11 protein-coding genes are annotated in these 11,690 nt (G+C 64.6%); 6 read left to right on the top strand and 5 right to left on the bottom strand.

The genetic code is table 11. From position 1 onward, the window contains the following. The first annotated feature begins 77 nt into the window (after positions 1-77). The 6 genes from KUV72_RS15115 (at position 78) to KUV72_RS15090 (ending at position 5,723) form a co-directional block, all read left to right on the top strand. Positions 78-776 carry a GntR family transcriptional regulator gene (locus tag KUV72_RS15115; RefSeq protein ID WP_206943834.1) on the top strand — a complete coding sequence of 233 codons (699 nt, stop codon included), beginning with the start codon at positions 78-80 and terminating at the stop codon, positions 774-776. 385 nt (positions 777-1,161) lie between these two features. Further along, positions 1,162-2,157 carry a TRAP transporter substrate-binding protein gene (locus KUV72_RS15110; protein ID WP_206943835.1) on the top strand — a complete coding sequence of 332 codons (996 nt, stop codon included), beginning with the start codon at positions 1,162-1,164 and terminating at the stop codon, positions 2,155-2,157. After that, positions 2,154-2,762: a TRAP transporter small permease gene (locus tag KUV72_RS15105; RefSeq protein ID WP_222238957.1), complete on the top strand. Its 609-nt coding sequence runs from the start codon at positions 2,154-2,156 to the stop codon at positions 2,760-2,762. The genes KUV72_RS15110 and KUV72_RS15105 overlap by 4 nt, the downstream gene beginning before the upstream one ends. Beyond that, positions 2,759-4,039, top strand: coding sequence for a TRAP transporter large permease (locus KUV72_RS15100; protein WP_222238956.1), 1,281 nt, complete (start codon positions 2,759-2,761; stop codon positions 4,037-4,039). Before KUV72_RS15105 ends, KUV72_RS15100 begins: the two co-directional genes overlap by 4 nt. Positions 4,040-4,119: 80 nt before the next feature. Further along, the gene (locus KUV72_RS15095; protein ID WP_222162455.1) at positions 4,120-4,878 is read left to right on the top strand and encodes an aspartate/glutamate racemase family protein; all 759 of its coding nucleotides are present in this window, start codon (positions 4,120-4,122) and stop codon (positions 4,876-4,878) included. Between the two features lie 137 nt (positions 4,879-5,015). After that, positions 5,016-5,723, top strand: coding sequence for a GntR family transcriptional regulator (locus tag KUV72_RS15090; RefSeq protein WP_222162456.1), 708 nt, complete (start codon positions 5,016-5,018; stop codon positions 5,721-5,723). A 15-nt stretch (positions 5,724-5,738) separates the two neighbouring features. On the opposite strand, the gene KUV72_RS15085 is transcribed toward KUV72_RS15090, so the two are convergent. The 5 genes from KUV72_RS15085 to KUV72_RS15065 form a co-directional block, all read right to left on the bottom strand. Continuing rightward, positions 5,739-6,482: an ABC transporter ATP-binding protein gene (locus KUV72_RS15085; protein ID WP_222162457.1), complete on the bottom strand. Its 744-nt coding sequence runs from the start codon at positions 6,480-6,482 to the stop codon at positions 5,739-5,741. Further along, positions 6,476-7,606, bottom strand: a complete 1,131-nt coding sequence (locus KUV72_RS15080) for a FecCD family ABC transporter permease (RefSeq protein ID WP_222238955.1) — start codon at positions 7,604-7,606, stop codon at positions 6,476-6,478. The genes KUV72_RS15085 and KUV72_RS15080 overlap by 7 nt, the downstream gene beginning before the upstream one ends. Beyond that, a complete protein-coding gene (locus KUV72_RS15075; protein WP_261317520.1) occupies positions 7,603-8,445 on the bottom strand; it encodes a hemin ABC transporter substrate-binding protein in 843 nt (280 codons plus the stop codon). Before KUV72_RS15075 ends, KUV72_RS15080 begins: the two co-directional genes overlap by 4 nt. An 83-nt stretch (positions 8,446-8,528) precedes the next feature. After that, positions 8,529-9,569, bottom strand: coding sequence for a ChuX/HutX family heme-like substrate-binding protein (locus tag KUV72_RS15070; protein ID WP_222238953.1), 1,041 nt, complete (start codon positions 9,567-9,569; stop codon positions 8,529-8,531). Positions 9,570-9,579: 10 nt separating this feature from the next. Then, positions 9,580-11,664: a TonB-dependent receptor domain-containing protein gene (locus KUV72_RS15065; protein ID WP_261317519.1), complete on the bottom strand. Its 2,085-nt coding sequence runs from the start codon at positions 11,662-11,664 to the stop codon at positions 9,580-9,582. Between the last annotated feature and the right edge of the window lie 26 nt (positions 11,665-11,690).

Here is an 11,690-nt window from a genome sequence, read left to right as displayed (position 1 = left end):
AAGTTTTTGCAAGTACACTGCGATGTCCTGGCGTAAGTGATGTGTGACGTCGACCGCTGTCAATGCAAGGAGCAAGCATGAACGAGCCCGCGAAAAAGGAGGTGCTGTCGGCGCCAAGAGCCGCACCACTCAAGCGTTCCAGCCTGTACGAGGCCGTTGCAGAGCGCCTGCGTGACATGGTCATGGAAGGCGAGCTGGCGCCGGGCAGTCGCATTGCCGAGAAGTCCTTGTGCGAGGCGTTCGGGGTGTCACCAACCCCACTGCGACAGGCGCTCAAGGTGCTGGCGAGTGAAGGTCTGGTCGAGATGCTGCCCCATCGAGGCGCCCGGGTGACCACGGTGGACAGGGAGGAAGTGAGGGACCTGTTTGAAGTGATGGCGGCGCTGGAATCCCTGGCGGGCAACCTGCTGGTGGTGCGTGCCAGCGATACGGACATCGCACAGGTGCGTGCGCTGCATGATGAGATGATGGAACACTTCAACGCCAACCGTCGTCCGCAGTACTTTGCCCTGAACCAGCAGATCCACGCTCGCCTGGCCGAGCTGTCGGGTAACCGCGTGCTGAAGGATCTTGAGCAGTCGCTGACGCTGCGCATCACCCGCGCACGCTACGTGGCCAATCTGGATTCGGCCCGCTGGGAAGAATCCGCCAGGGAGCACACCTACTTTGTCGAGGCCCTTGAAGCGCGGGACGCCCAGGCACTGTCGGAGGCGCTGAGCCTGCATATGCGCAAGACAGGCCAGGCCATTCTGCAAGGTCTGCCCGCCAGCCCCTGAGCGCGGTCGTCGCGCGTCCGCTTTTTCTCGGCTCTTTCTGCTCCTATTTCCTGGCTCCTCACGGCTAGCTCCTCAAGGCTAGCTCCGTTCGCCCCCTCCGTTCTCCCTGCCTCCTGCAGACGGTCTCTTCGGTCTGCGGGATGGCGGCCCTTTTGCGTCCGTGAATCGGGTCGTTCTGTGTAGTGGTTGATTTTTTAAAACAGTAATTATTTGAAAAATATATAAATATAAAAAAAAAGTATTCAAGATTTGGAATTTTCAAAGACATTCGACTAAGGTCAAAGCATGGTCGCTCGGGAGGCTCCATGGTGGGCCTGCCTGGTGGCTCTGCTTCGCTAGCGTGCTTCTGCATGACGCCAATAACGCCAATAAAAAGGATTGCCTGATGTCGATGATCTTCCGCTCCCCCCTGATGACCGCTGGCGCACTCGCGCTGGGACTGTGCACACCCTTGCTGGCCCAGGCCGACAACCTGCGTTTCGGCGGTAACTTTGCCACCGATCACTCCAGTAGCCGCGCCATGGAGCGCTTTGCCGAAAACCTGGCTGAGCAGAGCGATGGCGAATTGACGGCCCAGCTGTTTCCCAACATGCAGCTAGGGGGTGCCGGAGAGAACCTTGATCAGGTCAGCTCCGGCGCCATCATGGGCAGCTGGATCGGTATCTCGTATCTGTCGCGGACGGTGCCGGAACTTGAGGCCCTGAGCCTGCCCTTTGCCTTCGACAGCCGCGAGGATGCCTTCGCCCTGATCGACGGTGAGGTCGGAGACCTGCTCAACGAGAAGTTGGCTGAGGCGGGATTCGTGGCGCTGGGTTACATGGAGCTTGGTTTTCGCCATGTCACCAACAACGCGCACCCACTGACCTCCATCGATGACTTTGCCGAGCTGAAGATTCGCCTGCAGCCCAATCAGACGCATCTGGATACCTTCCGTGCTATCGGGGCCAACCCGGTGTCGATGGACATCAAGGAAGTCTACGGTGCCCTGCAGCAGGGCGTGCTCGACGGTCAGGAAAACCCCTACAGCATTATCGAGACCAAGCGTCTGGACGAGGTCCAGTCCTACCTGTCCGACACCGGACACTTCTATGACTACATCGTGGTGGTCGCCAACCGTGACAAGGTCGAGGGCCTCAGCGACGACCAGCGCGAGATGCTGATGAGCGCCATGGACGAGGCGGTCGCCTGGCAGCGTGAAACCGCCGCGGCAGAAGACGACCAGGCCCGTGAGACCTTGATCGAGCGGGGCATGCAGTTCACTCCCATCAGCGACGAGACCCGTGAGCAACTGCGCGAAGCGAGCCAGGGCGTAGTCGACGAGTTGAGAGACAAGATCGGCGCCGAGCTGGTCGACAAGGTCATCGAGGAGCTGGGGGCATGACACGGGCCTGGCAACGTCCGGAGGCCCACGCCCATGCATCCGGCCGTCGCCACTTGCTGCAACTGCTGGCCTGGATGGATCGGGGCTCCTACTACGCCATCCTGTTGACCATGGGGCTGATGACGATCCTGGTGTGTGCCCAGGTGGTGGCACGCTACCTGCTGGGCACCAGTATCGACTCCGCCGATGAACTGTCGCGACTGTGTTTTGTCTGGGCGATCTTTCTGGCCATACCCCATGGAATCCCGCGCGGCGTGCATGTCGGCATCGATGCTCTGGTCAGCCACCTCCCCACCGGCGCACAGCGCCGGCTGGGCCGGCTGATGGCCGCCCTCGGCGTGCTGCTGATGGTGGTGCTGGGGGTGGTCAGTCTGGGAGCCGTGATCGACAAGTGGCCTCAGCTGATGCCCACCATGCCGGTCACGGCAGCCGTGTTCTACGTCGCGGTGCTGGTCTCGGCGATCCACTGTGCCTTGCACCTGCTGGCTCAGGTACTGGAACTGACGCCCCAGCAGGCGCTGCCAGGGGAGTCGCCGGAGCAGCCCCCGCGGGCGATCGATGGGCAGCGCTCATCGGATGATCCGAATCAGGAGACGCGCCCATGACGACCGCGATTCTGGTGAGTTTTGCGCTGCTCGCGCTACTGCGGATGCCGCTGGCCTTTGCCCTGGGGCTGGCCTCGTTGGTGGGGCTGCTGGTGGGCGGCATGGACCTGGCGGTGCTGCCCCAGCGCATGATGCATTCGGTGGACAGCTTTCCGCTGATGGCGATTCCGCTGTTCATGCTGGCAGGGGAGCTGATGGTTGCTGCCGGCATCCTCCAGCGCCTGGTCGATTTCGCCAACTCCCTGATCGGCCGGGTGCACGGCGGTCTGGCCCATGTGGCCATCGTGGCCGGTATGGTACTGGCAGCGGTCAGTGGCGCTGCGGTCGCCAGTGCCAGCGCCCTGGGCAGCTCGCTGGTGCCGTCCATGCGTCAGCAGTACGACACGGGCTACAGCAGTGCGGTGGTCGCCTCGGCGGCCAATCTCGGCGCCATCATTCCCCCCAGCAACGCGATGATCGTCTACGCCTTGATGGCGGGCTCCAGCGTCTCGGTGGGCGGGCTGTTCATGGCCGGTATCGTGCCTGGCGTCGTGCTGGCGCTCGGGTTCATGGGCCTGGCCAGCTGGCTGTCGATGCGACGGGGCTATCCGCTGGCGGGGGGAGTCATCGGCCTGCGACATGTGCTGGTGCAGACCTGGCGGGCGCTGCCCATCCTGTTGATGCCGATCGTGGTGGTGGGCGGCATCGTGGTCGGCGCCTTCACTCCCACCGAAGGGGCCGGCATCGCGGTGCTCTACGCCCTGCTCATCGGCTTCTTCGTCACCCGACAGCTACGCCTGTCGCATCTGCCCAAGGCCATGTTCAACGCCGCGGTAACGGCAGCCATGGTGGGAGCGCTGATCGCCTTTGCCTCGACCATGACCTTTGCCTTCACCATTGATCTGGTGCCGATGCGCCTGACCAGCGCGCTGCAGGGGCTGACTAGCGACCCGCTGATGTTCCTGCTGCTGGTGATGGGGCTATTGATCCTGGTCGGCATGTTCGTCGAGTCCAACGCCGCCTACATCATGCTGGTACCGCTGCTGGCGCCTATCGCCCTGTCCTACGGTATCGACCCGCTGCTGTTCGGCTTTCTGTTCGTGATGAACCTGGTGGTAGGCATGATGACGCCACCGGTGGGCGTGCTGCTGTTCGTGATGTGCGGCATTTCCAAGATCAGTCTGCACGAGCTGATGAAGAGCGCCTGGCCTTTCATCGTCTTTCAATACGTCGTCCTGGTGGCCTGCATCGCCTTCCCCTCCCTGGTGACCTGGCTGCCGCGAACGCTGGGCTATTGACCGGCCTACGGCCACGCTGGGTCACCCTTGCCGGTGATCGCTGTGGTCATGGCCATGCGTGACAACAACAAGAGACTGCTATGAAACTGCTGGTCATCAACCCCAACATCTCCGAAAGCGTCACGACGCTGATCGAGCGAGAAGCACGCCTCAGCCTGCGGGCTGGCGTCCAGCTCAGCATGGCCACCGCGCCCTTCGGCGTGGCCTATATCGAAACCCGTGCAGAGGCCTTGATTGGCGGCTATGCGACACTGGGAGTTGCCGCCGAGCGCTACCCTGGCCACGACGCCGTGGTGGTGGCGGCCTTTGGTGATCCGGGGCTTGCCGCCTTGCGTGAAGCGCTGCCAGTGCCCGTGGTGGGATTGACCGAGGCGGCATTGATGAGCGCCTGCCAGCTGGGGGGACGCTTCTCCATCATCGCCATTTCCCAGCGCATTCAGGCCTGGTATCGCGAGACCGTGGAGAGCCACGGCCTGTCTTCGCGGCTGGCCAGCATCCGCGCCCTGGACCAGCCGCTGCCGGATATCGGCAACGTGCAGCTGGATCAGGGCACGCGCCTGATCGAGCTGGCAGAACGGGCGGTCAGGGACGACGGTGCCGATGTCCTGATACTGGCGGGCGCCCCGCTGGCCGGACTGGCCCGCGACGTCGCCGACCGACTGCCTGTGCCGGCCCTGGATGGAGTGAGCTGTGCCATCGTCCAGGCCCAGGCGCTGGTCGAGCTTGGTCGGGGCAAGGGTGGTGTCGCCAAGGCAGGTAGCTATGCCCCGCCGCCGAGCAAGGCCAGCCTCGGGCTCGGTGACGCGATGACGGCTCTGATCGGACGGCAGCCGACGTGACAGCCCGACTGGGCGCGCAGCACTGCGGCTGCCTTCCAGCAGCCCCTCGGGCGCCCTGACGTCATTCGCCTTGGCGTCGGGTCGCTCGCTATACTCCTCGCTCGGCCACTCTCTCCACCTGCTTCGGACATCGGTCAATGGATGCGACCCAGGATGACAGCTCCACCGCGCCAGCACGCTCAAGCGCGCTTCACCGGCGCAGGATACAGGCGCCATCGTTGGCGGATGAAGCCTACGAACTGCTCAAGGGGCTGATTGTTCAGGGCGAGCTGGCGCCGGGTGAGCGCCTGCTGGAGCCTGCGCTGTGCCGTCGCCTGGGTATCTCGCGCACGCCGCTGCGTGATGCCTTAAACCAGCTGGCCGGTGAGGGACTGGTGACCTTGCGGCGTAATCGTAATGCGCTGGTGACCCGGCTGGACGGCGCCGAGTTACGTCATCTGTTCGAGGTCGAAGCCGGGCTTGAAGCCATGGCCGTCGAGCTGGCCGCCCTGCGCATGACGGCGACCGAGCTCAAGCGCCTGACCAACCTGCAGGAGCGTCTAGAGAAGCAGCATGCCAAGGGGGACCGGGATGGCTACTTCGCGACCAACACCCGCATCCATGCACTGCTGGTCGCGGCGGCGCGTAACCCGGTGCTGGTGGAGACCCATCAGCGTCTGCTCGGTCGCCTGGAGCGGGCGCGCTACCTCGCCCTGGATAAGCTTGGCCGCTGGCAGGAATCCACCGACGAGCACCGCGCGATCCTCGACGCGCTTCACGCACGTGATCCGGATCTTGCGCGACGGCGCATGCACGACCACGTGATGCATACCGGGGTGGCCATCAGCGGCCTGCTGGCTCCCTGAGTGCCCGGGGCAACGTCAGTGCTTGAGCGCCAGCCAGTGGCCCCCACTATGGTCCAGTTCATCCAGCTCGGCGTGGTAGAGCTCTGACAGGGCGTCTGCCCGCAACACCTCCGACGGTGCGCCACTGGCAATGCGAGTGCCCCTGTCCATCAGCCACACCCGGTCGGCGTAGGCATTGGCCAGGTTGAGGTCGTGCAGCACGCAGATCACCGCCAGGTCCTGCTGTTGCGTCAGCCGCTCCAGGCAGCGCATCAGCGCCTGGCTCTGGCCAATGTCCAATGCGCTGGTGGGTTCATCCAGCAGCAGGTAGCGAGTGCCCTGACTGGGGCCCGCCAACTGGCACAGGGCGCGGGCAATCATCACTCTCTGCCGCTCCCCGCCAGACAGCGTCTGCACATTGCGCTGTGCCAGGTCGCTCAGCTCGAGTCGTTCGAGCCATCGCGCGACCTCATCTTCGTCACATTGGGCGCCAAGGGCGGCCAGCTGATCCACCCGCCAGGCAAACACCGGGCTTTCCTGCTGGGCCACCAGGGCGCGACGCTGGGCCAAGTCGTGGGGGTGCCAGTCATCTAGCGGGCGCTGATCCAGTGTCACGCTGCCCTGGGCAGGCTTGCGAAAACCGCTTAACAGCCCCAGCAGGGTACTCTTGCCCGCGCCATTGGGCCCAAGAATGGCCAGAAAGTCACCGCTGGCGACGCTGTCACTGAGGCGTTCCACCAGTGGCGGTGTGGTCAGGCTGGCAGCATGCAGTGTCAGCATGAGGGGCGCTCCCGGATCAGTAGCCAGAGAAAGTAAGGGCCGCCGATCAGGCTGGTCAGCAGGCCTACCGGAATTTCGGCCGGATTGGCCAGTCCCCGCGCAAGTCCGTCGGACACGATAAGCAGCAGCGCGCCCCCCAGCATCGAGGCCGGAATCAACAGCCGGTGGCCTGGGCCCAGCCACAGCCGCAGGCAGTGGGGGATCAACAGGCCGATGAAGCCGATGATGCCGGCCAGCGCCACGCTGGCTCCGACGCCCAGCGCGGTGGCCACCACCACCCGCCGACGCAGGCGCGAACTGTCGAGTCCAGCGGCGTGAGCGGTGATATCCCCCAGCTGCAACAGGTCCAGATCACGGGCGCTTCTGAGAAGGATGATGATGACGACCGGCGCCACCAGCCACAGGCCAATCACCGCCGGCCACAGGGCATTGGCCAGACTGCCCATGCCCCACAGGCTCAACTGCCGAAGCTGTTCATCGTTGGCGATAAAGGCCAGCACGCCGCCTCCGGCGGCGGCCAGGGTGTTGATCGCCAGGCCCGCCAGCAGCAGGGTGAACAGGGCACTGCTGGAGGCCGCGCCCATCAACCCACGCTGACTGATGGCGAAGACCAGAAGGCCGACGGTGAAGGCACCGACAAAGCCCGCGATGCAATGGCCATAGAGGCCAAAGGGCGAGCCGTCAGCCTCCAGCAACACGATCCATAGCGACACCGCCAGCCCCGCGCCGCTGGCCATGCCGAGCAATGTCGGATCTGCCAAGGGGTTGCGAAACAGGCCCTGCATCGCCGCGCCGCTTCCCGCCAGCAGCATGCCCACCCCCAGCCCGAGCAGCAGCCGGGGTAGCCGTAGCTGCCACCAGATGGTCAGGGCCTGCTGATCGACGGCAGGTATCAGCTGGTCCAGTGACAGCCCCAGTGGGCCGGTACAGGAGAAGATCACCAAGGCCAGCAGCACGGCCAGGGCCAGGCCGGTGATGGCCCGGTGCGGGTTTCTATGGGGTCCTGGTTGAGGCGCGCTGGCGGCCGGGCCCGGGGCCGGGGTGACGGCAGCGGTGCTCCTGGCCGATGGCACCGCTGACTTGCGATGACCACCGGTGACGGTACGCCAGGGTATGGATCTCATGGCTGGTGGTCTGGCGTGAGTGACTCAAGCGCGCCGTGCAGTTGCACTAGCGCCGCAGGGGTGCGCGGCCCCATCGATAGCAGCGCACTGCTGTCGATGGCGACGAGGTGTCGCTGACGCCCGGCCGGTGTCTGTGCGAGCCCCGGCAGTTGCCATAGTCCTGCCTCGCCGCCCAGCGCATCGAGCCCCGCCTGGGGCACGATGACCACATCCGGCGCGGCAGGGATGATGCCTTCCGCCGAGACTGGCTTGTAGCCGGACATGGCGGCGAAGGCATTGGTGGCGCCGAGCGCCTCGATCAGGGTCTGGGCCAGGGTATCGTGGCCACCGACCATGGGTGTCATGCCGCCGTGATGCAGTAGAAACATCACCTTGAGACCACTTAATGGCGGCAGCGACGCCAGTTGTTCAAGGTCCTTGTCGAGTTGCTGGGTCAGCTGTTGACCCTGCTCCTCCCGGGACAGCGCCGTGGCGATGGTGTCTACCTTGTGGGCGATACCGGCAAGTCCCTGCTCGCCGGGTACACGGATCAGTTCGACACCGCTGGCGTCGAGCTGAGCCAGGGCCTGCTCGGGGCCGGCGGCATGTGCCGCGATGATGCGCTGGGCGCCAAGACCGAGCACGCTCTCCGCCGATAGCCTGCGCAGGTAGCCCACCGATGGCAGGTCGGCGAGGGCGGGTGGGTAGCTGACAGTGTCGTCCCGAGCGATGATCGACGCCTCGGCGCCCAGCGCCGCCACGATCTCCGCTACGTCACCTCCCAGCACCAAGGTGGCGGGGGGCTCTGCCTTGGCCTGGCTGAAAACGCCTAGCCAACACACCAGGACTGCGCTTAGCAAGGCTCTGGGTAAGGCGCTAGACAAGGCTCTAAACAAGACAGGGGATCGCCGGGGCAGGACAGGCGTCAACATGATGCGCTCCTTCAGGCGGCCTGGTGATGGACAAGGCGATCGAGCAGGGTGCGCCACAGGCGAGATTCGGGCTCACCTTCACGGCGCTCGGCGTAGATCTGCAGGGCCAGCTCACCGTGCTGGTCAAAGGCTTCGAGACTCGTCACACCGCCGTCCCGGTTGGGCTTGTGCACCGTCCAGACCTGGTCGATGCAGGTGTCGTTCAGGTGCAGGGTGGCGTCATCCATGAACAGGTTCAGCCAGCCTCGCATGCGTTGGGGAGGCACAATATCCCCGGTGCGAATCTGCACACAGCCACGGCTGCTGACGAACAGCATGAGCGGCAGCGCTTCAGCCGCTGCCAGGTCGAGCAGGCTAGCGACGCTGGATGTTGGCAGCGCCTGGGTAAATTCCCCTTCCATCAGGCGGTTGGCATCAAGGCGGCTGAGGTGGTGACGACGCAACAAGGCAAAGAACTGGTGCACATCGGTCATGCTGCCCCAGTCCTGCTTGAGGCCCTCGCGCGCGGTGGCCGGGATCTCGCTCGCGCTGGGTGTTGCTTCGTCGACGAAGCAGGGAGCGTCGCTGGTGCCTTCTTCCCATATCTCCTGCCAGCGCGAGAGATGACGTTCGCTGACCGAGAAGGCCTTGTGCACGGCGTTGCCGGATTGGTCGAATACCTGCAGGCTCCAGCGCTCACCCTCCGGCAGTTCATCACGAATCAGGCAGGCCCAGTGCCAGCGGGAGAAGATCAAGCGCAGGTCGAGGCCACGCGGCGCCAACAGCAGTCCCGCATGGGGGCCGCCCTGCAAGCGGGGGTACTCGCCGGTCTGTTCCAGTACCGCGAGACGGGAGCGGGTCAACGCCTTGACCGGGCCCAGGGTGTGCAGCATCCCGGCGACGGTGGTCGCAGCGTAGGGCAGGGTCATGACGTCCTCGCCCAGACGCGAGGCTTGCAGGGCGCCTTCGCTGACGCCGATACACTCCGCCATACTGATCGCCGGGGTGCGTGGGTTGGTCTCTCGCAGTGCGCGGAAGGCATCGAGAATGGCGTTGCGTTGATCATCACTCATGGCGCATCTCCTACCACTGATAGCTGATATTGGCGAGCAGGCTGCGGCCGTCGCCGAGACTGCCGTCGGGGCGATACCACTGCTGGTCGGCGACGTTGGCCAGACGCAGCGAGGTCGATATCGCGTGACTTGGCTGCCAGGCCAGCTGCAGGTCGTTGAGTCCATAGCCAGGCAGGCGACTGCCGTCTCCGGTGTCATCGAAGTCGCGGGCAAAGCGGCCTCGCCAGCCGACCGTCAGGTCAGCATCGGAAAAGTGCCAGTCGGCGCCGAGGGTGGCCTCCAGCGGCGTCTGGCGCTCCAGGTCTTCGCCGCTATCACGGTCCTTGCCCGAAACGCGTGATACCGACACAAAGGTGTCCAGGGGCGGCAGGGCGCTGGGCTGATAGCCCAGTCTCAGGTCGTAGCCCCACAGGTGCGCGCGGGAGACGTTGACGGCCTGGGTAGTCCCGGCGAACAGGTCGACGCTGGTATCGATGAAGTCGTCGGCCTTGATATCGAAATAGCTGCCGCGCACCGACCAGTCACCCTGCTGCCAGCCAAAGCCGGTCTCCCAGGTATCGCTGGTCTCAGGGTCCAGGTCGGGGTTGGGAATCCAGAAATTGTCGGGTACGCAGAAGAAAGGACCACCGCAAAAGCCCGCGAAGTGGCGATCGTTGGCATACAGCTCATTGAGTGTCGGGGCGCGGAAGGCCTCGGCATAGCCGGTATAGATCACCCAGGCGTCGGTCGGACGCCAGGACAGACGGACCTTGGGGGAAAGCTCGTCTTCGTCGCTATCTCGGCCAGCATTATCCTCGGCGTCATAGCTGTCGTAGCGCAGGCCCAGGCCCAGATCGAACTGTCCTATGCCGCCGTCGTGCACATAGCGCCCGACCGTCAAGGTATCGTCGAGATAGACCGACGACGTATCAATATCGGCATCGGGGAAGCCCGTCGCACCGCCTGACGGGTCCTGTTCGGCGCGCTCGAACTCTATGCCAAAGGCCAGGGTCTGATCGAGCCATCCATGGCTCAGGTGGTGCACGCCATCGCTCTGGATGCCATAGCGCTCAAGGGTACGATCACTTTCGTCATCGATGTCCTGGCGGCTGAGGCTGAGGCGTGTTTCGAGGAAGCTTGTCTCGCTGGGTGTCCAGCGGTGGGCCAGCTGGGCGTTGTCACTGGTGACCTCACGGTCGATCAGTGGATTGCTGGGGTCAGGATCGATGACCTGCGGATTCGATGGCTGGCGGCTGTCCTCGTCGTAATGCTGCCAGCTGGCGGACAGCTCCTGGTGGTCGGCAAACTGCCAACTGCCCTTGGCCAACAGGCTGGTCAAGTCGGCATCTTCTTCTGCCTGCTGGCCGCCGGCACGGCGAATGTCGCCAGAGTCGGAATAGCCGATGGCTACCAGCCCCTGACGCGCTCCTGTACCACTACCCTGCCGTCCAAACAGGGTTACCTGAGAGCCCAGCTCATGGGAGGCCGTCGCGCCGGAGACCGACAGCCGAGCGCCGCTGTCCTCCCCTGGTGCGAGCAGGTCCTCGGCGTCGACGGTGGTGACGCTGACCACACCCCCCATGGCGTTGCCCCCATACAGGCTGGACAGTGAGCCACGGGCAATCTGTACCTGCTGGATCAGCCCGGGATCGAGAAAGACGTTGCCAATATGCCCGGTATCGATGTCCTGGCGCACCCCATCCAGCCGGATCTGAACGCCGTTTTCATCGAAGCCTCGCATGGTCAGGAACTGGCCGTTGCGGCGGCCGCTCCCGGCAACATGAACGCCCGGCTGCTGTGCAATGACGTCTTCCCAGCGGGTTGCCGTCGACAGTGCCGGGTCATCGCACTCGATCACGTCAATGATCATCGGCGCCCGGTGGACGTCGCCAGGCAGGCGCGTACCGGTTACTACCATGGGATCGAAGGCAGGGTGATCCTCCCCGTTGCCACTCGTTGGGGAAACGAGAGGCTGAGCCGATAGCGGTGATCGGGTCGGCGTGGGCGCGTCGGCGCTGTCGGCGCTGTCGGCGCTGTCGGCGCTGTCGGCGAGGGCAAGCGTAGGTGCCAGCAAGAGCACGGGGAGCCAGCCAGCGCCCGTCGAGACAAGTTTCATGGGCTTTCCTGGTCAGTTTGCTGGCT

Source organism: Halomonas sp. DP4Y7-1 (assembly GCF_019800705.1).
GTDB classification, from domain to species: domain Bacteria; phylum Pseudomonadota; class Gammaproteobacteria; order Pseudomonadales; family Halomonadaceae; genus Halomonas; species Halomonas litopenaei_A.
Note: the sequence above shows the minus strand (reverse complement) of the source record. Positions and strands in the feature narration are given on the sequence as shown.